We start from the raw sequence: 19,135 nt of genomic DNA, 5'->3' as shown, positions 1-19,135 counted from the left end.
CGAAGCTTCCGTCAGGATACGGTCGCCCAATTAAACAACGCACCATTACCCCGTTCCGGTAGTGGAAAAAAACGACGAAGCGGGATGCTGTCGATAAAAATTCTGGAGACTTTGCATGGCTATTAGCACACCGATGCTGGTGACATTTATTGTTTATATTTTTGGTATGGTTTTAATAGGGTTTATAGCCTGGCGTTCGACCAAAAACTTTGATGATTATATTCTCGGGGGGCGGAGTCTGGGGCCATTTGTGACCGCGCTTTCCGCCGGCGCCTCGGATATGAGCGGCTGGCTGCTGATGGGCCTGCCGGGCGCCATTTTTCTCTCCGGGATTTCCGAAAGCTGGATTGCCATTGGCTTAACGCTGGGGGCGTGGATTAACTGGAAGCTGGTAGCCGGGCGCCTGCGCGTGCATACCGAGGTGAATAATAACGCCCTGACGCTGCCCGATTATTTTACCGGCCGTTTTGAAGATAAAAGCCGGGTGCTGAGAATTATTTCAGCGCTGGTTATTCTGCTGTTCTTTACCATCTATTGTGCATCGGGAATTGTGGCGGGGGCGCGTCTGTTTGAAAGCACCTTCGGCATGAGTTATGAAACCGCACTGTGGGCCGGGGCGGCGGCGACGATTATCTATACCTTCGTCGGCGGTTTCCTCGCCGTCAGCTGGACCGACACCGTGCAGGCCAGCCTGATGATTTTTGCCCTGATCCTCACCCCGGTGATCGTGATTATTTCCGTCGGCGGCTTTGGGGATTCGCTGGAAGTCATTAAGCAAAAGAGCATCGAAAATATCGACATGCTCAAGGGGCTGAACTTCGTGGCAATTATTTCGCTGATGGGCTGGGGGCTGGGCTATTTCGGTCAGCCGCATATTCTGGCGCGCTTTATGGCGGCGGATTCGCACCACAGCATCGTCCACGCGCGTCGCATCAGTATGACCTGGATGATCTTGTGCCTGGCGGGCGCGGTGGCGGTCGGCTTCTTTGGTATCGCCTACTTCAATAACAACCCGAGCCTGGCGGGCGCGGTTAATCAGAATGCCGAGCGCGTGTTTATCGAACTGGCGCAAATCCTGTTTAACCCGTGGATTGCCGGGATCCTGTTGTCGGCGATTCTGGCGGCGGTGATGTCCACCCTGAGCTGTCAGTTGCTGGTCTGCTCCAGCGCAATCACCGAAGATTTGTATAAAGCCTTCCTGCGTAAAAACGCCGGCCAGAAAGAGCTGGTGTGGGTGGGCCGTATGATGGTGCTGGTGGTTGCCCTGGTGGCGATTGCCCTGGCGGCCAATCCGGAAAACCGCGTGCTGGGACTGGTGAGCTACGCCTGGGCTGGCTTCGGCGCCGCCTTTGGTCCGGTGGTGCTGTTCTCGGTGATGTGGTCGCGCATGACCCGTAACGGCGCGCTGGCCGGGATGGTGATTGGCGCCCTGACCGTGATCGTCTGGAAGCAGTTTGGCTGGCTGGGCCTGTATGAAATTATTCCGGGCTTTATCTTCGGTAGCCTGGGGATTGTGGTCTTTAGCCTGCTGGATAAAGCGCCGTCGGCCAGCATGCAGCAGCGCTTCGCCGAAGCGGATGCCCATTATCATACGCCGCCGCCGGTACGCGCCACGGCTGAGTAAGGTCATCTGACGCTCACGAGCCCGCCGTTGGCGGGCTTTTTTTTGCCTGTTGCCGGGCCGGAATATTATAACCCTTGCTAATTATTTGAAAATCCGCTGATATTTCCTGACTAATAACAATGAGGATAGCAAAGATGACGTTCAGACAGGGTGCAATGGCGCTGGTGCTGGCAGGGTTACTCAGCGGCTGCGTGGCGGGTGGAAGTTCGTCGACCCGCGCGCCGAAGCCCGGCGCCTGCCCGGCGGATCGGTCCATGGTGCAAACCACGCTTTATTTCGGCCTGAGCCGCCCGGCGGGGAAAGACATCACTGCTGAAGAGTGGCAACAGTTTGTCGACCGCGACGTCACGCCGCGCTTTCGCGATGGGCTGACGGTGTTTGATGCCCGCGGCCAGTGGCTTGGCCAGAATGGTCAGGTGGTGCGGGAGCAGAGTAAGGCGCTGATGGTGATCCATGGCAACGATGCGCAGAGCGAGGCCGGTATTGAAGCCCTGCGCCAGGGCTATAAATCACGCTTCGCGCAGGAGTCGGTGATGCGTGTCGACCAGCCGGTCTGCGTGCAGTTCTGAGTAAACGGCGGGGGCAGCCCCGCCGTTTGTCTTACAGCACCAGCCCGGCGAAGCTGGCGGAAAGCAGGCTCACCAGCGTGGCGCTATACACCAGCCGCAGGCCGAAGCGGGAGACAATATTGCCCTGCGGTTCATTCAGGCCTTTAATCGCCCCGGCGATAATGCCGATCGAGGCAAAGTTGGCAAACGACACCAGGAAGACCGAGAGAATGCCGAGCCCGCGCGGCGTCATGCTGGCGGCAATCTTTTGCAGCTCAATCATCGCCACAAATTCGTTAGCGACCAGTTTGGTGGCCATGATGCTGCCGGCGTTCAGCGCATCGCTCAGCGGGATACCGATAAGCCAGGCCAGCGGATAGAAGACGTAGCCGAGGATCTGCTGGAAGCTGAGACCAAACAGGGTAGCGAACAGCGCGTTAATGGCGCTGATCAGGGCGATAAAGCCGATCAGCATCGCCAGAATAATCATCGCCACTTTAAAGCCGGCCAGAATATATTCCCCGAGCATTTCAAAGAAACTCTGCGATTCGTGCAGCTTCTCGAGTTTTATTTCCTGCTCGCTGTCCGGCCGCGTCGGGTTAATCACCGACAGCACGATAAAGGTGCTGAACATATTCAGGATCAGCGCCGCGACGACATATTTGGCATCCAGCATGGTCATATAGGCGCCGACAATCGACAGCGATACGGTCGACATGGCCGTCGCCGCCATGGTGAACAGACGCCGTGAGGAGAGGTCGCCCAGCACGCCTTTGTAGGCGATGAAGTTTTCCGACTGGCCGAGGATCAGCGAACTGACGGCGTTGAAAGATTCCAGCTTACCCATGCCGTTTACCTTCGACAGCAGGGTACCGATGACACGAATGAAAATCGGCAGGATCCGCCAGTGCTGAAGAATACCAATCAGCGCGGAAATAAACACAATCGGACACAGGACGCCCAGGAAAATAAAGGCTAACCCTTTTTCGCTCATGCCGCCAAAGACGAAATTGGTCCCTTCGGCGGCAAAGCCTAACAGTGAAGCAAAAAAGCCGGAGATATTTTTCACCAGCCACAGGCCGCTTTCTGCGTGCAGGAAAAAGAAGGCGAGCGCTATTTCGATAATAATCAACTGGAGAATGTAACGAATACGAATATTTTGTCTGTCGTAGCTGACAAGCCAGGCCAGGGCGAGGATCACCACCAGCGCCAGCAGGAAATGAAAAAATGCAGTCATGTTGTTCTTTTCGCAGGTCAATAAGGCCGCCATTTAGCCATAGCCGCCGCCACGGGTAAATATCTGGCGTAAAAAATCCTTTGCTTATTCTTTTCCCTCATAACAGGCGAATATTTTCGTAAGTCATTATTTGCCAGCGATTTATTTACAGATAGTCATCATTCTCTAAATATTTCGCTTGTGTTTCTGAGTATTGTAATGATAATCACTATCATAAATATTACCTGTTTTTGCATTCGTTGACGGTGCTTTACATTTAAGGGTATTGGCATGTTTGTCCCATTTCTCATTATGTTACGCGAAGGCCTTGAGGCGGCGCTGATTGTCAGCCTGATCGCCAGCTATCTGAAACGCACCCAGCGCGGCAACTGGATTGGCGTGATGTGGATTGGCGTGATCCTCGCGGCGGCGCTGTGTCTTGGCTTAGGCATTTTTATCAACGAAACCACCGGGGAATTTCCTCAGCGCGAACAGGAGTTGTTCGAGGGGATCGTCGCGGTCATCGCGGTAGTGATCCTGACGTGGATGGTCTTCTGGATGCGCAATGTCTCGCGCAACGTTAAACAGCAACTGGAGCAGGCCGTGGACAAGGCGCTGCAGCGCGGTAATCACCATGGCTGGGCGCTGGTGATGATGGTCTTTTTCGCCGTTGCTCGTGAGGGGCTGGAGTCGGTCTTCTTTCTGCTGGCGGCATTCCAGCAGGATGTCGGCATCTGGCCGCCGCTGGGGGCGCTGCTGGGCCTGGCCACGGCAATCGTGCTGGGCTTCCTGCTCTACTGGGGCGGTATCCGCCTTAACCTCGGCGTGTTCTTCAAATGGACCAGCCTGTTTATTCTGCTGGTGGCCGCTGGCCTGGCCGCGGGGGCGATCCGCGCCTTCCACGAGGCTGGCCTGTGGAACCTGTTCCAGGATACGGCCTTCGATCTGAGCAACGTGCTGTCGACGCATACGCTGTTCGGCACACTGCTTGAAGGGATCTTCGGCTACCAGGAGACCCCGAGCGTTAGCGAAGTGGCGGTCTATCTGCTTTATCTGATCCCGGCGCTGGTGCTGTTTGCCCTGCCGCCGCGGAATAATACCACTGCCTCGCGGGCTGCCTGACCGGGCGCTGCGAGCTTATAAGCGACACTCTACTTACCGAAAGGGATGATCATGATGATTCATTTTCGCCGTAATGCGCTGCGGGCGACCGTGGCCGCGCTGCTCAGCTCTGCATTGGGTGCTCAGGCTGCGGATATCCCGCAGGTCAAAGTCACCGTCAACGACAAGCAGTGCGAGCCGATGCAGGTGACCGTTAAAGCGGGTAAAACCCAGTTTATTATTCAGAACCATAGCCAGAAAGCGCTGGAGTGGGAAATTCTGAAAGGGGTCATGGTGGTGGAAGAGCGTGAGAACATCGCGCCGGGCTTTACCCAAAAGCTCACCGCTAACCTGCAGCCAGGCGAATATGATATGACCTGCGGCCTGCTCACCAACCCGAAAGGGAAACTGATTGTCACCGGCGAAGCAACCAAAGACGCGGCGAAAGCGGATGCGGTGTTGAGCCTCGGCGACGCGATCACCGCTTATAAGGCCTATGTGACGGCGGAAACCGCGCAGCTGGTCAGCGGCACCAAAGCCTTTACCGACGCGGTGAAAGCGGGCGATATCGAAAAAGCGAAAGCGCTGTACGCCCCGACGCGCCAGCATTACGAGCGCATTGAGCCGATTGCCGAGCTGTTCTCTGACCTTGACGGCAGCATCGACGCCCGCGAAGACGACTTCGAGAAAAAAGCGGAAGATCCGAAATTCACCGGTTTCCACCGTCTGGAAAAAGCGCTGTTTGGTGATAACAGCGTCAAGGGCATGGAAAAATATGCCGATCAGCTGAACAGCGATGTGCTGGAGCTGCAAAAACGCATCAGCGAGCTGGCGTTCCCGCCGTCAAAAGTGGTGGGCGGGGCGGCAGGATTAATTGAGGAAGTCGCAGCCAGCAAGATCAGCGGCGAAGAAGATCGTTACAGCCACACCGACCTGTGGGACTTCCAGGCCAACATTGACGGCGCACAGAAAATCGTCGACCTGCTGCGTCCGCAGCTACAAAAAGAGAACAGCGCGCTGCTGGCGAAAGTGGACGCCAACTTTAAGAAAGTGGACAGCATCCTCAGCAAATATCGCACCAAAGACGGTTTCGAGACCTACGATAAGCTGACCACCGCTGACCGTAATGCGCTGAAAGGGCCGATCACCACCCTGGCGGAAGATCTGGCTCAGCTGCGCGGGATCCTGGGTCTGGACTAAGTCGATGGCACAACAGAAACCACACGACGTGAACGAGCCGTCACGTCGTCGCTTACTGAAAGGGATCGGCGCGCTTGGCGGCGCGCTGGCCATCACCGGCGGCTGTCCGGTGGCGCATGCGGCAAAAGCAGAAAGTTCCCCGGGGACGCTCACACCCGACGCCCGTCAGGAAAAACAGCCCTTCTACGGCCCGCATCAGGCGGGCATCCTGACGCCGCAGCAGGCCTCGATGATGCTGGTGGCGTTCGATGTGCTGGCGGCCGATAAAGCCGACCTCGAGCGGCTGTTTCGGCTGCTGACCCAGCGTATCGCCTTTTTAACCCAGGGCGGCCCGGCGCCGGATACGCCGAATCCCCGGCTGCCGCCGATGGATTCCGGCATCTTAGGGGCGTGGATTGCACCGGATAACCTGACCATGACCGTCTCGGTTGGCCATTCACTGTTTGATGAGCGTTTTGGCCTGGCGGATAAAGCGCCGAAAAAACTGCAGCCGATGACCCGCTTCCCCAACGATTCACTGGATGCCGCCCTGTGCCATGGCGACCTGCTGCTGCAGATCTGCGCCAATACTCAGGATACGGTGATCCACGCCCTGCGCGATGTCATCAAACATACGCCGGATCTGCTGAGCGTGCGCTGGAAGCGGGAAGGGTTTATCTCCGACAGCGCGGCGCGCAGTAAAGGCAAAGAGACCCCGATCAACCTGCTGGGATTCAAGGACGGCACCGCTAACCCGCCGAGCCACGACAGCGCGCTGATGGATAAAGTCGTGTGGGTGACAGCCGATCAGGACGAGCCGGCCTGGACCGTGGGCGGCAGCTATCAGGCGGCGCGAATTATCCAGTTTCACGTGGAGTTCTGGGATCGGACGCCGCTCAAGGAGCAGCAGACGATCTTTGGCCGCGACAAGCACAGCGGTGCGCCGCTGGGGATGAAAAACGAACACGATACCCCGGATTACAGTAAAGATCCTGGCGGCGAAGTCATTGCGCTGGATAGCCATATTCGTCTGGCCAATCCTCGCACGCCGGAAACCCAGTCCAGCCTGATGATGCGCCGCGGCTACAGCTATTCGCTGGGCGTCACTAACGCCGGACAACTGGATATGGGGCTGTTATTCGTTTGCTATCAGCACGATCTGGAAAAGGGTTTTCTGACGGTGCAGAAACGGCTTAACGGCGAGGCGCTGGAGGAGTACGTCAAACCCATCGGCGGGGGCTACTTCTTTGTTTTACCCGGCGTAGTGGATGAAAAACACTATCTGGGAGAGTCGCTGCTGCAGGCCTGATACCGACCCTGTCCGTGAGGGCAGGGCGTTTTCTGCTGTTTTTCTCTTTTTTATTATATTTCCTGCCATGTGTTATATTTCTGTAATACAAATGACCGATAGTCTCCTACACTTGCTTAAGAACTATTTGTTGCGTCATTGTGAAAAATAAGTTGCATTAAGAATCTTTTTTGATGTACTTATTACATACGCGGTAGTTCCCGGCAGTGTGACGTTTCACTATGGAGATCGCGAATGGTAAGGTCCCGTACCGGACAACGTAAAACCACAGACCGTACTCTTCAGCACGGAAGCCCCGCTTCCGGCAGCGATTTTCTTACTCTTTCTCCCTCCGCTTCGAATTATTACCACCTTGGCAGGGTACGCGGTGCGCGTAGCCGCGACTCGTTGTCAGTTCTACCGGCAAGCAATGGCTTACAAGGAAGCCAAACCTCAATCGTTCGTGCGCATAGTCGCGTCGATGTTGACGCGTGTGATGTAAACCTACAACGCAAGGTGCTATCCATGGGAAGACAAAAAGCAGTGATCAAAGCTCGTCGTGAAGCAAAACGTGTGCTGAGACGGGATTCACGTAGCCATAAACAGCGTGAAGAAGAATCGGTCACATCGCTTGTGCAAATGAGTGGCGTAGAAGCAATTGGCATGGCGCGGGACAGCCGTGATACTTCCCCAATTGAGGCGCGCAATGAAGCTCAGGCGCATTATCTGAATGCCATCGACAATAAACAGCTGATTTTCGCCACCGGCGAAGCCGGATGCGGCAAGACCTGGATCAGTGCGGCGAAGGCAGCTGAAGCGCTGATCCATAAGGATGTGGACAGAATTATTGTTACCCGTCCCGTTCTGCAGGCCGATGAAGATCTTGGCTTCTTACCGGGAGATATCGCCGAGAAGTTCGCGCCCTATTTCCGACCGGTTTACGATGTGCTGGTGAAAAGGTTGGGGGCTTCCTTTATGCAGTACTGCCTGCGTCCGGAAATCGGCAAGGTGGAAATCGCGCCGTTCGCCTATATGCGCGGACGTACCTTTGAAAATGCGGTGGTGATTCTGGACGAGGCCCAGAACGTGACCGCAGCGCAAATGAAGATGTTTTTAACCCGCCTCGGGGAGAACGTGACGGTCATCGTCAATGGCGATATCACCCAGTGCGATTTGCCCTCTGGTGTGAGATCTGGCCTGAGTGATGCGCTGGCGCGTTTTGAGGAAGACGAGATGATCGGCATCGTGCGTTTCACCACCGATGACTGCGTGCGCTCGGCTCTCTGCCAGCGGACGCTGAAAGCCTATTATTAATCGTCATACTGTGAGCAAGGCCCGGGCTAGCCCGGGCCTTGTTGTTTTTGGGCATCCTCCCGGCGGCGCTGCGCTTAGCCGGGCTACCTGGCGGGTAGGGTCTGGTAGCCCGGGAGAGGCATTGCTGCCGACCCCGGGGATGTCTGCGGTGCCACAAGCGAAAAAAAGCCCGTACTTTCGTACGAGCTCTTCTTAAAATATGGCGGTGAGGGGGGGATTGACTCGCTTCGCTCGCCGTTACTCGGCCCATCCATGGGCCTCGCCCCTGCGGGGCCAACGCAGGCGTTGTTCAAAAACGCTCCCGGCGTTTTTGTCGGGGCAGCCCGCTCGCAGGCTCGCGGTCTGTCCAACTGGCGTTGCCAGTTGTCGAACCCCGGTCGGGGGTTCTCATCCCCCCCGGCAGGTGCTACATGCGAAAAAAAAGCCCGTACTTGCGTACGAGCTCTTCTTAAAATATGGCGGTGAGGGGGGGATTCGAACCCCCGATACGTTGCCGTATACACACTTTCCAGGCGTGCTCCTTCAGCCACTCGGACACCTCACCATATTGTCTTGCTGCTCACCTTGGGTGGGCAACGGGGCGCTACTATAGGGAGTTGCGTTAAAACGGTCAAGCATATTTTCTTCTTTCTCTACCGTTCGCTCACGCAATGAACAACACCCCGCTGCGGTACAGCGGGGCGGGGTTTTAGCGCTGAGAATCCAGCTGTTCGTTATTCTTCACCACGTCCTGCGCTTTGCTGTAGCTTTCGATCAGCAGCTGGTAGGCCGGGAAGACTTTGGTGTACACCTCCGCCCATTCTGCGGCGTCCGGGCGATTCCAGGTGCGCTGCAGCTCAGAGGCGACGGCGGCGGTATCCATCGGCACTACGCCAGCCTGTACCACGCGAGCCAGGGTAATTTCCTGCGCCATTTTGCTGTAGGTGCCGGAAGCGTCAATCACGGCAAACACTTTATACCCATCGGCGACAGCGGCAATCGCCGGGAAGGCCATGCAGACACTGGTGATAGTCCCGGCGATAATCAGCGTCTTACGACCGGTCGCTTTCACCGCGGCGACGAATTCCGGGTTATCCCAGGCGTTAATCTCGCCTTTACGGGCGATGTATTTCGCATGCGGCGCGTTTTCATGAATCTCCGAGATCAGCGGACCGTTCGGCCCCTGTGGCACGGAGGCGGTGGTGATCACCGGGATCCCGGCAAGCGACGCCATCTTGGCCAGCGCGGCGGCGCGAGCGCGCAGCTCTGGCATCGGCATATCGCCGACGGTCTGGAACAGGCCGCTCTGGTGGTCAATCAACAGCATGGCGGTATCGTTAACATCAATCACCGGACGAGCACCGTTAAAGTTAGCGGGAGTAGACATAGTATTCACCTCAATCAGTTAGATTTGGCCAAAACGGCCGCTGTTAAAATCGCGAACGGCTTCTGCGATCTGCGTTTTGTTATTCATGACAAAGGGGCCATAGCCCACAATCGGCTCCTGCAGCGGTTCGCCGGCCATCAGCAGAACTTTTGCCTGGGCGGTCGCCTCCAGATGCAGGGCGTCTCCTGTCTGGCTCAGGACGGCGAGCTGACCTTCGCGGGCGGACTCGGAACCGTTGATGATCACTTCCCCTTCCAGCACCACCAGCGCGGTACTCCAGCCTTCCGGCTGGCGCAGCGTGAGGTCGCGCCCCTGATTCAGCTGCAGATCCCACACGTTAAGCGGTGAGAAGGTATGGGCCGGGCCGCTGACGTCGTCATACTGGCCGGCAATAACCCGAACCTGTCCGGCGCCATTCGCCAGCGCGACGGTGGGGATCGTCCCGGCGGTAATGCTCTGATAGCCGGGGGCCGTCATTTTGTCTTTGGCGGGCAGGTTGACCCACAGCTGGATCATCTTCAGCTCGCCGCCGCTGCGGGTGAAGGCCTCCGAGTGGAACTCTTCGTGCAGGATCCCGGCGCCCGCCGTCATCCACTGCACGTCGCCCGGGCCAATCACCCCGCCGCGTCCGGTGGAGTCACGATGCTCTACTTCACCGGCGTAGACGATGGTGACGGTTTCGAATCCGCGATGCGGATGCTCACCGACGCCGCGTTTATCGCTGCCCGCCGGGAAGGTGTACGGCCCGGCATAGTCGAGCAGTAAGAAGGGGCTCAGCTGCTGGCCGTGCGTCTGATAAGAAAACATCGAACGAACCGGGAAGCCGTCGCCTACCCAATGCTGCGCAGGCGCGGTGTAGACTCCTGTAATCTGTTTCATGGCTTTCTCCTGTGTATCGGTATCTGATGTGAATAAGCTTATATCCGGGACGACGTATGCGGTAGTGAGCAAAAATGACCTATACTGTTCCAAAAATGGAACAATGGAGGAAGGATGCAGGATCTCAATGACTTCGCCTGGTTTGTCCAGGTGGTAGACCATGGCGGTTTCGCCGCGGCGGGGCGAGCGCTTGACCAGCCGAAATCCAAGCTCAGCCGCCGCATTGCGCAACTCGAGGAGCGGCTGGGCGTGCGTTTGATCCAGCGAACCACCCGTCAGTTCGCGGTCACCGAGGTCGGGCAGACCTTTTATCAGCATTGCAAAGCGATGCTGATAGAGGCCGAGGCGGCGCAGCAGGCGGTCGAGACGCTGCGCGCCGAGCCGCGCGGTAGCGTCAGGATCACCTGTCCGGTCACCTTGCTGCATGTCCATATTGGACCGATGCTGGCGCGATTTATGGCGCGCTATCCCGGGGTAACGCTGCACCTTGAGGCGACCAACCGCCGGGTGGATGTGGTCGGGGAGGGGATTGATGTGGCGATCCGCGTCCGTCCCCGGCCCATCGAGGATAGCGATCTGGTGATGCGCGTGCTGGCGGACCGCGGGCACCGGCTGGTGGCCAGTCCTGATCTCATTTCCCGGCTCGGACGCCCGCAGGCGCCGTCCGAGCTGAGCGCCTGGCCGGGACTCAGCCTGGGAGCGAACAAGCATCAGCATAAATGGCAGCTTACCGGGCCCGGGGGGGCAAGGGCGGAGGTGTATTTCACGCCGCGAATGGTGACCACCGATATGCTGGCGCTGCGCGAGGCGGCGATGGCCGGCGTCGGCGTGGTGCAGCTTCCTTTATTAATGGTGCGCGATCAGCTGGCGTCAGGGGAATTAGAGGTGGTACTGGATGAGTGGCAGCCGCGGCGGGAAGTGATCCATGCAGTGTTTGCTTCACGGCGCGGGCTGCTGCCCTCCGTCAGGGCGCTGGTGGACTACCTCAGCGAAGAGTATCAGCGGATGGAGGAAGATTGATGGGTAGGCAGAGGTTTTTTGCCGGAACTCATATGTGAAAAGCGTCCGTACTTTTTCACGCACTCTTCGCAATCGCGTAGGCTCGTGAAAGATTGCTCACTGTGTGAGTCGTTTGCCGCTTGAGAGCGTTGGCTGTTATAAGCAACCTCTGGTTTTTTCGATACATCGTTTTACTATGACCGTCTGGTATTATTTAAGCAATTTTGCCATAACGTCAAAAAACATTGGCAGATCATCCTTGAATGAGAAGGTCGTGTTTATTGCCTGACGAGTGATTAAACCGTCAATAAGGGCAAAAATAATGATCGTGATTTCTTCAAGGTTAATATCACGGCGAAACTCTCCGGCAGCGATACCCTCCTGGATGAGCCGCGCGAAGCTTTTCCGCATGATGTCATCACTGGAGATATACGTTTTTCGCAGTTCTGGATTACGCGCAGACTCAGCCATGATTTCAACCCAAAGTTGATGCGTGATAGGGTAACCGATCTCGCTAATACAGGACGTGACTTGTGCACAAAGGCGATCAAAATAAGAGCCTGCATAGGTCGCATTATGGGCAGTCAGCGCGGAGTTCTGTTCTTCCAGTACAATAGCCTTAACAAGCTCATCCTTACTTTTGAAATACGTATACATTGCTCCTTGACTAATTCCTGCCCGGGTAGAGATTTCACGTACGCTTGTCGCACTAAAGCCTTTTTCCGCAAAGCAGGCAGCAGCAGCCGTAATCAACTTATGGTAGGTTTCGGTTTTTTTTAACATATCGGCATCTTGGTAAATTCGGTGTCCAGACTTTAACGCGCTTTTATGCAAGGAGCCAGAGCTAAACTCTGTCGTCTGGCTCCTGGATTTCGTCTTACTTTAGAAGGGGTAATTCACTGAGCATGTTCTTGAGATTCAGCATGTCCCAGGGCAAATGTTCAGCGATTGTCAGGCCAACGGGGACTGCTTTTGTCGTCGCTGCCGCTATCAGATTGAGTACATCCTCAATCGTCAGTTTGCCTTCAGCAACGTCGCCAAAATCGTGTTTTCCGCGCCCCGGTTTTGCAAAAAGAATGGAGCGGAACAGAGATGGGTCGAGTACGTCCAGATCGATATGGATCGCCAGATACGCAATCTTTTCTTTCGCTATCCACTCCAGGACTTCATCTGCACCGCTTTTAACCTGTTCAGGTGCTAGCGTCGTAATGTTATGGCGAGTGAGGTATTCAGCTTCATAAGGAAGTGGCGCGTGGATACCGGCAATCATTATTTTTGACGGATTAAGTTTGGTTTTTACATGGGCAACTAAATCGTTATCACCCGTACCCATTAGCGCACCAAGCACATGGGCATGCGCGTTTGGATATTGTTCAGCCGTCTGCACGTCAGGATGCGAGTCAATCCAGAGCACACCGAGTTTGTCTCCGAACTTATCGAGCAGGTGGGCGAAAGGCGCCAGCGAAACCAGGCAGTCTCCGCCTAAAATGACAATGCTATTGGGATCATGTTTTTCAATCAGTGCGGCAGCATTATTGAGTTGCCTGATGAGGGATGGCTTAGCCGTGATGCCATTAATCCCTGGCAATGGCTCTGTTGTTGGTAACTCAACAGGAACGATCTCAACGGGCCCTTTTGCTTCAGGAGAGAGAAACGAGAGGAGCTGCGAGCCAAGATAGTAGGGAGGATTGTTACCGCCTTGCCATTGAGGAAATATAAGTCGCAGTGTTTTGCTAGTCATTGGTACCTTCTGTGTTGTCATGCGCTAAAGTGAATGAACGTTCATTCACTTTTACATTGTATTACGGTCGATACGCAAGTAACAAAGCACTTTTCGTTAATGCATAACGTACACCATCCGGAGCGATATGATTTTCGTTATGCCGGGTGGCTCAAAGCGGAAGAGGGGATAGTGTTGGCGAACATCTTCGCTGCGCTGTTAATCGTGTGAAGCAGAGTCTGGCTTTGACAATACTGCGTAATGTCTGTTGCCAGTTGTCGAACCCCGGTCGGGGGTTCTCATCCCCCCCCAGCGGAGAATATAAAAGAAAAAAGCCCGTACTTGCGTACAGGCTCTCATCTCGAATATGGCGGTGAGGGGGGGATTGACTCGCTTCGCTCGCCCCTGCGGGGCAGCCCGCTCGCAGGCTCGCGGTCTGTCCAACTGGCTGCGCCAGTTGTCGAACCCGGTCGGGGGTTCTCATCCCCCCAGCGGAGAATATAAAAGAAAAAAGCCCGTACTTGCGTACAGGCTCTCATCTCGAATATGGCGGTGAGGGGGGGATTGACTCGCTTTGCTCGCCCCTGCGGGGCAGCCCGCTCGCGGGCTCGCGGTCTGTCCAACTGGCTGCGCCAGTTGTCGAACCCCGGTCGGGGGTTCTCATCCCCCTGGTGAGTGCCACATGCGAAAAAAAAGCCCGTACTTGCGTACGAGCTCTTCTTAAAATATGGCGGTGAGGGGGGGATTGACTCGCTTCGCTCGCCCCTGCGGGGCAGCCCGCTTACTGTGTGCGCGGTCTGTCCAACTGGCGTTGCCAGTTGTCGAACCCCGGTCGGGGGTTCTCATCCCCCCCGGCGGAGAATATAAAAGAAAAGAGCCCGTACTTGCGTACAGGCTCTCATCTCGAATATGGCGGTGAGGGGGGGATTGACTCGCTTCGCTCGCCCCTGCGGGGCAGCCCGCTTACTGTGTGCGCGGTCTGTCCAACTGGCGTTGCCAGTTGTCGAACCCCGGTCGGGGGTTCTCATCCCCCCCGGCGGAGAATATAAAAGAAAAGAGCCCGTACTTGCGTACAGGCTCTCATCTCGAATATGGCGGTGAGGGGGGGATTGACTCGCTTCGCTCGCCCCTGCGGGGCAGCCCGCTTACTGCGTGCGCGGTCTGTCCAACTGGCGTTGCCAGTTGTCGAACCCCGGTCGGGGGTTCTCATCCCCCCCAGCGGAGAATATAAAAGAAAAAAGCCCGTACTTGCGTACAGGCTCTCATCTCGAATATGGCGGTGAGGGGGGGATTCGAACCCCCGATACGTTGCCGTATACACACTTTCCAGGCGTGCTCCTTCAGCCACTCGGACACCTCACCATATTGTCTTTCCCGTTGTTGTCGGGAACGGGCGCTAATGTAGGGAAATACGTATCGCCCGTCAATCAACTTTTTGCAAAAAAAGCGCGTTTAGACAAACTTCGAGCAACTTGCTCCTTAAACGTGCGAAATCCGTTTTTTTTGTCGCCAGTGCCTTTTCCCTTTTCGCTCGGGGGAAATTTGTTATGCTGGCAAACCAATAGAAAACAATGAGTAAAATAAGACGCCAGCGTCAATCGGCCAAAGGCGTCTGCTATCAGGAGCCCCTATGGAGATTATTTTTTACCATCAGACCTTTGATACCCCATTCTGGATCCGTGAGCTGGAAAAACAGTTACCCGGGGCGCGGGTGCGCGAGTGGAAAGCGGGTGACAACCAGCCGGCGGACTATGCCCTGGTCTGGCATCCGCCGGTAGAGATGCTGCAGGGCCGGGCGCTGAAGGCCGTGTTTGCCCTCGGGGCGGGGGTAGATTCTATTCTCAGCAAGCTGCGTGACCATCCGGATATGCTGCCGCTGTCGATCCCGCTGTTTCGCCTCGAAGATACCGGTATGGGACGACAGATGCAGGAGTATGCCGTGAGCCAGGTGCTGCACTGGTTCCGCCGCTTTGATGACTATCAGGCGCTGAAGCTGGCTTCCCGCTGGCAGCCGCTGCCCGAGTATCGCGCCGACGAATTCACTGTCGGGATTATGGGAGCCGGCGTGTTGGGGGCGAAGGTTGCGGAAAGTCTGCAACCCTGGGGGTTCCCGCTTCGCGTCTGGAGCCGTAGCCGCAAATCCTGGCCACAGGTACAGAGCTTCGCCGGTCAGGCCGAACTGGGCGAATTCCTGCAGGGCACTCGCGTGCTGATCAACCTGCTGCCGAATACCGCCGAAACCGCCGGTATTATTAACCAAACGCTGCTGGCGCAGTTGCCGGATGAGAGCTATGTCCTCAACCTTGCTCGCGGCGTGCATGTCGTTGAAGAGGATCTGCTGGCGGCGCTGAACAGCGGTAAGCTCAAAGGGGCGATGCTCGATGTCTTCAGTCGCGAACCTCTGCCGCAGGAGAGCCCGCTATGGGCACATCCGCGGGTGGCCATGACCCCCCATGTGGCGGCAGTGACCCGTCCAATGGAAGCTATCACCTACATTGCGGAGACCATTAGCCGGCTTGAGCGAGGGGAACCGGTAAGCGGTCAGGTTGACCGCCAGCGCGGTTATTAAGACGAGAGAACCCCGCCACGGCGGGGTTTTTGCTAATCAATAGCCCGGTTTCCTGCTATTCTTGCGGCAAACAGAAGAGGAGAATGTGATGTATCCCGTTGACCTGCACATGCATACCGTCGCCAGCACCCACGCCTACAGCACCCTGCACGATTATATTGCGGAAGCAAAGCGTAAAGGGATCAAACTCTTCGCCATCACCGACCATGGCCCGGATATGGCGGATGCCCCGCACTACTGGCACTTCGTTAATATGCGCATCTGGCCCCGTCTGGTAGACGGGGTGGGGATCCTGCGCGGTATTGAGTCGAATATTAAAAATATCGAAGGTGAGATCGACTGCTCCGGGCCGATGTTAACCTCGCTTGATCTGATCATTGCCGGATTCCATGAGCCGGTGTTCCCGCCGCAGGATCGAGACACCCATACGCAGGCGATGATTGCCGCGATGGCCAGCGGTAAGGTGCATATGATTAGCCATCCGGGTAATCCGAAATTCCCGGTGGATATCCCGGCTATTGCCGAAGCGGCGGCCCGCTATCAGGTGGCGCTGGAGATTAATAACTCCTCTTTTATTTCATCGCGCGTGGGCAGTGAAGATAACTGTCGAGCTATCGCTGCGGCGGTGCGTGATGCCGGGGGATGGGTGGCGCTGGGCTCGGACTCTCACACTGCCTTTACCCTCGGGGAATTTACCGAATGCCGCAAGATCCTTGATGCGGTCGATTTCCCGGAGGAGAGGATCCTCAACGTTTCTCCGCGTCGCCTGCTCAACTTCCTCGAGTCGCGGGGCATGCCGGCGATCCCGGAATTTGCTGACCTTTAATTTGTATAACTGGAATAACTGAATGAACGAGTTTTCAATCCTCTGCCGCGTGCTGGGTTCGCTGTATTACCGTCAACCGCAGGACCCGCTGCTGGTGCCGCTGTTTACCCTGATCCGTGAGGGCAAACTGGCTGCCAGCTGGCCGCTTGAGCAGGATGAACTGCTGGCGCGTCTGCAGAAAAGCTGTGAGATGCAGTCCCTGGCGACGGACTATAATGCGCTGTTCGTCGGTGAAGCCTGCAGCGTGCCGCCGTACCGTAGCGCGTGGGTGGAGGGTTCCTCGGAAGCAGAAGTACGGGCTTTTATGAGCGAACACGGTATCCCGACAGGGGAAGGTCCGGCGGATCATCTCGGATCGCTGCTGCTGGCCGCCTCCTGGCTTGAGGATCATGCCACAGAAGACCAGAGCGAGACGCTGGAGCTCCTCTTTGCTGACTATATCCTGCCATGGTGCGGGACGATGCTGGGCAAAGTCGAAGCCCATGCGCACACGCCGTTCTGGCGCACCATGGCGCCATTGACCCGCGACGCCATCGCCGCGATGTGGGACGAGCTTCAGGAAGAAGATGAGCAATAATATGTGATGTGAATCACTATTTGAATGCAACTGAAATTAGGCTCATTCATATACTGTGTTTTAGATCTCATTCTTCCGGCGCGTATCTGCTAGGATACGCGCCATGAACATACTCTTCGCAATCGCATTAACGACGGGCATTCTCTCCGGAATTTGGGGATGGGTGGCGGTCGCTCTCGGCCTGCTGAGCTGGGCCGGTTTCCTCGGCTGTACGGCCTATTTCGCCTGCCCGCAGGGCGGTCTGAAAGGTCTGGCCATCTCCTCGTGCACGGTAATGAGCGGCGTGGTCTGGGCATTAGTGATTATCCACGGTAGCGCACTGGCCCCGCAGCTGCAGATCCTCAGCTATATGATGACCGGTATCGTCGCCTTCCTGATGTGCATTCAGGCGCGACAGACATTGCTGTCGTTTGTACCGGGCACCTTTATCGGCGCCTGCGCGACTTTTGCGGCAGACGGCGACTGGCGCCTGGTGGTGCCCTCCCTGGCGTTGGGTCTGGTTTTTGGCTATGCCATGAAGAATAGTGGCCTGTGGCTGGCGGCCCGCGCGGGCAAACATAAATCGTTCGCTAATGACAACGCCTGACTGGCGAAACAGCAGACTCAACAGGACCCTTAGGGTCCTGTTTTTTTTAGCTTCCCGTCGCCAGGGCTGAGGGATAATCTTGCTCCCGGGGGCGGGAATGCCCTAGTATCGGCAGAAAGCCGTATCCACGCGCTATGCCGACAGGAGGAGAAATGGCTGTTCAACCTGAGGTAATTCTCGGCGATATTACGACGCTTGAAGTCGATGTGATTGTTAATGCGGCAAACCCCTCGCTGCTGGGCGGCGGCGGGGTAGATGGCGCGATCCACCGGGCGGCCGGCCCGGCGCTGCTGGCGGCTTGCAAACAGGTATTGCAGCAGCAGGGCGAATGTCCTCCCGGTCACGCAGTGATCACTATTGCGGGCGATCTTCCCGCCAGCGCGGTGATCCACACCGTGGGCCCGGTCTGGCACGGCGGCGACCGCATGGAAGCGCAAACCCTGGCGGATGCTTACAAAAACAGTCTGCAGCTGGCCGCGGCAAACAACTATCGCTCCATTGCGTTTCCGGCGATCAGCACCGGCGTGTATGGCTATCCAAAAGAGGAAGCGGCGGAGATCGCCGTGCGCACCGTCACCGCGTTTCTCACTCGCTATAACCCCCTTGAGCGCGTCCTGTTCGTCTGTTTTGATGAGGAAACGGCGGCTATCTATCGCCGCCTGCTGGCGTCATACCCCTGATCCAGCAGAATAGGCTATGATAACCGCCGGTATTGACGGGAAAGATGGATAGCAGGAGGGAGCAGGGTGTCAGAAGGAAAAGTACAGCAGAAGCAGCAGGCGCGCCGCGCAGAGATCGTTGCCGCTGCGCAAAGGTGTTTTGCTGAAAAGGGGCTGCATGGCGCTTCCGTTGCCGATATTGCCCGCGAGGCGGGCCTGAGCGTTGGTCAGCTGTATCGTATTTTTGCCAGCAAAGAGGCGATCATCGAAGCGATTGTCAGCGAAATCGTCCACGCCAGGGTCGGGGAGATGATCGATGAGAACCACAATCTGGCGCGCAAAGCGGCGGTGCTGGCCGGCAGGATCCCGACGTCGGCAGCCACCAAAAGCGACAATTATCTGCTGATGGAGATCAACGCCGAAGCCTCGCGTAACCCACGCTTGCGCGAGATCCTGGTGCAGGCCGATCGGCGTTTGAAAGAGGAAGGAGGGCGTCTGTCGCAGCGCTACCATCCCGGGCTCAGCGATGCGCGACGCAATGCCGCATCAGAGCTCATCGCCGTTCTGACCGAGGGGGCCGCCTATCGCTGTGAGCTCTGCGCCTCGACCCCGGTCGATAAGGCAGATTTAGAAGCTCTGTATAATATGATTTTCGACCGGCTTTTTGACGAGCAGGCGTAATGC

At 56.7% G+C, this 19,135-nt stretch carries 18 protein-coding genes, 2 tRNA genes and 3 other RNA genes; 13 read left to right on the top strand and 10 right to left on the bottom strand.

Going from position 1 to position 19,135, the window contains the following annotated elements:
• Positions 1 to 115 precede the first annotated feature (115 nt).
• Together putP and R0140_RS17845 are read left to right on the top strand one after the other, a co-directional pair.
• Complete coding sequence (gene putP / locus R0140_RS17850) at positions 116 to 1,624, top strand: sodium/proline symporter PutP (protein ID WP_008805945.1); 1,509 nt, start codon at positions 116 to 118, stop codon at positions 1,622 to 1,624.
• Positions 1,625 to 1,758: 134 nt separating this feature from the next.
• Positions 1,759 to 2,193, top strand: a complete 435-nt coding sequence (locus R0140_RS17845; RefSeq protein WP_008805946.1) for a DUF3574 domain-containing protein — start codon at positions 1,759 to 1,761, stop codon at positions 2,191 to 2,193.
• A 31-nt stretch (positions 2,194 to 2,224) separates the two neighbouring features.
• On the opposite strand, the gene R0140_RS17840 is transcribed toward R0140_RS17845, so the two are convergent.
• Positions 2,225 to 3,409, bottom strand: coding sequence for a NupC/NupG family nucleoside CNT transporter (locus R0140_RS17840; protein WP_012968585.1), 1,185 nt, complete (start codon positions 3,407 to 3,409; stop codon positions 2,225 to 2,227).
• A gap of 270 nt (positions 3,410 to 3,679) precedes the next feature.
• Here R0140_RS17840 and efeU point away from each other — a divergent pair, with 270 nt between their 5' ends.
• The 4 genes from efeU (at position 3,680) to phoH (ending at position 8,270) form a co-directional block, all read left to right on the top strand.
• Entirely contained in the window at positions 3,680 to 4,510 is an 831-nt protein-coding gene (gene efeU, locus R0140_RS17835) for an iron uptake transporter permease EfeU (RefSeq protein WP_008805948.1), read from the top strand.
• Between the two features lie 51 nt (positions 4,511 to 4,561).
• A complete protein-coding gene (gene efeO / locus R0140_RS17830; protein WP_008805949.1) occupies positions 4,562 to 5,689 on the top strand; it encodes an iron uptake system protein EfeO in 1,128 nt (375 codons plus the stop codon).
• Between the two features lie 4 nt (positions 5,690 to 5,693).
• Positions 5,694 to 6,977: an iron uptake transporter deferrochelatase/peroxidase subunit gene (gene efeB, locus R0140_RS17825; protein WP_046882482.1), complete on the top strand. Its 1,284-nt coding sequence runs from the start codon at positions 5,694 to 5,696 to the stop codon at positions 6,975 to 6,977.
• Positions 6,978 to 7,481: 504 nt separating this feature from the next.
• A complete protein-coding gene (gene phoH, locus R0140_RS17820; RefSeq protein WP_002898923.1) occupies positions 7,482 to 8,270 on the top strand; it encodes a phosphate starvation-inducible protein PhoH in 789 nt (262 codons plus the stop codon).
• Between the two features lie 456 nt (positions 8,271 to 8,726).
• On the opposite strand, the gene R0140_RS17815 is transcribed toward phoH, so the two are convergent.
• The 3 genes from R0140_RS17815 to R0140_RS17805 form a co-directional block, all read right to left on the bottom strand.
• A tRNA-Ser gene (locus R0140_RS17815) sits at positions 8,727 to 8,814 on the bottom strand.
• 144 nt (positions 8,815 to 8,958) lie between these two features.
• Entirely contained in the window at positions 8,959 to 9,636 is a 678-nt protein-coding gene (locus R0140_RS17810; protein WP_086070753.1) for an isochorismatase family protein, read from the bottom strand.
• Between the two features lie 18 nt (positions 9,637 to 9,654).
• The gene (locus R0140_RS17805; protein ID WP_008805952.1) at positions 9,655 to 10,515 is read right to left on the bottom strand and encodes a pirin family protein; all 861 of its coding nucleotides are present in this window, start codon (positions 10,513 to 10,515) and stop codon (positions 9,655 to 9,657) included.
• A gap of 114 nt (positions 10,516 to 10,629) precedes the next feature.
• On the opposite strand from R0140_RS17805, the gene R0140_RS17800 reads away from it, so the two are divergent.
• Positions 10,630 to 11,535, top strand: coding sequence for a LysR family transcriptional regulator (locus tag R0140_RS17800; RefSeq protein ID WP_004141420.1), 906 nt, complete (start codon positions 10,630 to 10,632; stop codon positions 11,533 to 11,535).
• A gap of 189 nt (positions 11,536 to 11,724) precedes the next feature.
• Here the strand turns inward: R0140_RS17800 and R0140_RS17795 are convergent, their stop codons facing one another.
• The 6 genes from R0140_RS17795 to R0140_RS17770 form a co-directional block, all read right to left on the bottom strand.
• Positions 11,725 to 12,297 (bottom strand): TetR/AcrR family transcriptional regulator, encoded by a 573-nt coding sequence (locus tag R0140_RS17795; RefSeq protein WP_086070752.1) that lies wholly within the window; start codon positions 12,295 to 12,297, stop codon positions 11,725 to 11,727.
• A gap of 94 nt (positions 12,298 to 12,391) precedes the next feature.
• Positions 12,392 to 13,255: an arginase family protein gene (locus tag R0140_RS17790; protein ID WP_012542255.1), complete on the bottom strand. Its 864-nt coding sequence runs from the start codon at positions 13,253 to 13,255 to the stop codon at positions 12,392 to 12,394.
• A gap of 707 nt (positions 13,256 to 13,962) precedes the next feature.
• Positions 13,963 to 14,101: non-coding RNA, RtT sRNA (locus R0140_RS17785), on the bottom strand.
• Between the two features lie 43 nt (positions 14,102 to 14,144).
• A non-coding RNA gene (locus R0140_RS17780) (RtT sRNA) lies at positions 14,145 to 14,283 on the bottom strand.
• Between the two features lie 43 nt (positions 14,284 to 14,326).
• Positions 14,327 to 14,465, bottom strand: a non-coding RNA gene (locus R0140_RS17775) — RtT sRNA.
• 43 nt (positions 14,466 to 14,508) lie between these two features.
• Positions 14,509 to 14,596: transfer RNA gene (locus tag R0140_RS17770), tRNA-Ser, on the bottom strand.
• Between the two features lie 268 nt (positions 14,597 to 14,864).
• Between R0140_RS17770 and ghrA the strand changes: the two genes are divergently transcribed.
• The 6 genes from ghrA (at position 14,865) to R0140_RS17740 (ending at position 19,132) form a co-directional block, all read left to right on the top strand.
• Positions 14,865 to 15,803 carry a glyoxylate/hydroxypyruvate reductase GhrA gene (gene ghrA, locus R0140_RS17765; RefSeq protein WP_008805955.1) on the top strand — a complete coding sequence of 313 codons (939 nt, stop codon included), beginning with the start codon at positions 14,865 to 14,867 and terminating at the stop codon, positions 15,801 to 15,803.
• Positions 15,804 to 15,891: 88 nt separating this feature from the next.
• Complete coding sequence (locus R0140_RS17760) at positions 15,892 to 16,629, top strand: phosphatase (RefSeq protein ID WP_008805956.1); 738 nt, start codon at positions 15,892 to 15,894, stop codon at positions 16,627 to 16,629.
• A gap of 22 nt (positions 16,630 to 16,651) precedes the next feature.
• On the top strand, positions 16,652 to 17,206 hold the full coding sequence (locus tag R0140_RS17755; RefSeq protein ID WP_008805957.1) for a TorD/DmsD family molecular chaperone: 555 nt from the start codon (positions 16,652 to 16,654) through the stop codon (positions 17,204 to 17,206).
• Positions 17,207 to 17,309: 103 nt separating this feature from the next.
• A complete protein-coding gene (locus R0140_RS17750; protein ID WP_008805958.1) occupies positions 17,310 to 17,792 on the top strand; it encodes a DUF1097 domain-containing protein in 483 nt (160 codons plus the stop codon).
• 152 nt (positions 17,793 to 17,944) lie between these two features.
• Positions 17,945 to 18,472: an O-acetyl-ADP-ribose deacetylase gene (gene ymdB, locus R0140_RS17745; protein WP_008805959.1), complete on the top strand. Its 528-nt coding sequence runs from the start codon at positions 17,945 to 17,947 to the stop codon at positions 18,470 to 18,472.
• Between the two features lie 66 nt (positions 18,473 to 18,538).
• Positions 18,539 to 19,132 carry a TetR/AcrR family transcriptional regulator gene (locus R0140_RS17740; RefSeq protein WP_008805960.1) on the top strand — a complete coding sequence of 198 codons (594 nt, stop codon included), beginning with the start codon at positions 18,539 to 18,541 and terminating at the stop codon, positions 19,130 to 19,132.
• Positions 19,133 to 19,135: the final 3 nt, after the last annotated feature.

Source organism: Klebsiella sp. w6 (assembly GCF_033100215.1).
Lineage (GTDB): Bacteria > Pseudomonadota > Gammaproteobacteria > Enterobacterales > Enterobacteriaceae > Klebsiella > Klebsiella variicola.
The sequence above is the reverse complement of the archived record's forward strand: the minus strand, read 5'-3'. Positions and strand labels throughout refer to the sequence as shown.

Bases quoted from the DNA above. Each gene is read 5' to 3' on its own strand.
- putP (WP_008805945.1), top strand. From the start codon at position 116: ATGGCTATTAGCACACCGATGCTGGTGACATTTATTGTTTATATTTTT.
- R0140_RS17845 (WP_008805946.1), top strand. From the start codon at position 1,759: ATGACGTTCAGACAGGGTGCAATGGCGCTGGTGCTGGCAGGGTTACTC.
- R0140_RS17840 (WP_012968585.1), bottom strand. From the start codon at position 3,409: ATGACTGCATTTTTTCATTTCCTGCTGGCGCTGGTGGTGATCCTCGCC.
- efeU (WP_008805948.1), top strand. From the start codon at position 3,680: ATGTTTGTCCCATTTCTCATTATGTTACGCGAAGGCCTTGAGGCGGCG.
- efeO (WP_008805949.1), top strand. From the start codon at position 4,562: ATGATGATTCATTTTCGCCGTAATGCGCTGCGGGCGACCGTGGCCGCG.
- efeB (WP_046882482.1), top strand. From the start codon at position 5,694: ATGGCACAACAGAAACCACACGACGTGAACGAGCCGTCACGTCGTCGC.
- phoH (WP_002898923.1), top strand. From the start codon at position 7,482: ATGGGAAGACAAAAAGCAGTGATCAAAGCTCGTCGTGAAGCAAAACGT.
- R0140_RS17810 (WP_086070753.1), bottom strand. From the start codon at position 9,636: ATGTCTACTCCCGCTAACTTTAACGGTGCTCGTCCGGTGATTGATGTT.
- R0140_RS17805 (WP_008805952.1), bottom strand. From the start codon at position 10,515: ATGAAACAGATTACAGGAGTCTACACCGCGCCTGCGCAGCATTGGGTA.
- R0140_RS17800 (WP_004141420.1), top strand. From the start codon at position 10,630: ATGCAGGATCTCAATGACTTCGCCTGGTTTGTCCAGGTGGTAGACCAT.
- R0140_RS17795 (WP_086070752.1), bottom strand. From the start codon at position 12,297: ATGTTAAAAAAAACCGAAACCTACCATAAGTTGATTACGGCTGCTGCT.
- R0140_RS17790 (WP_012542255.1), bottom strand. From the start codon at position 13,255: ATGACTAGCAAAACACTGCGACTTATATTTCCTCAATGGCAAGGCGGT.
- ghrA (WP_008805955.1), top strand. From the start codon at position 14,865: ATGGAGATTATTTTTTACCATCAGACCTTTGATACCCCATTCTGGATC.
- R0140_RS17760 (WP_008805956.1), top strand. From the start codon at position 15,892: ATGTATCCCGTTGACCTGCACATGCATACCGTCGCCAGCACCCACGCC.
- R0140_RS17755 (WP_008805957.1), top strand. From the start codon at position 16,652: ATGAACGAGTTTTCAATCCTCTGCCGCGTGCTGGGTTCGCTGTATTAC.
- R0140_RS17750 (WP_008805958.1), top strand. From the start codon at position 17,310: ATGAACATACTCTTCGCAATCGCATTAACGACGGGCATTCTCTCCGGA.
- ymdB (WP_008805959.1), top strand. From the start codon at position 17,945: ATGGCTGTTCAACCTGAGGTAATTCTCGGCGATATTACGACGCTTGAA.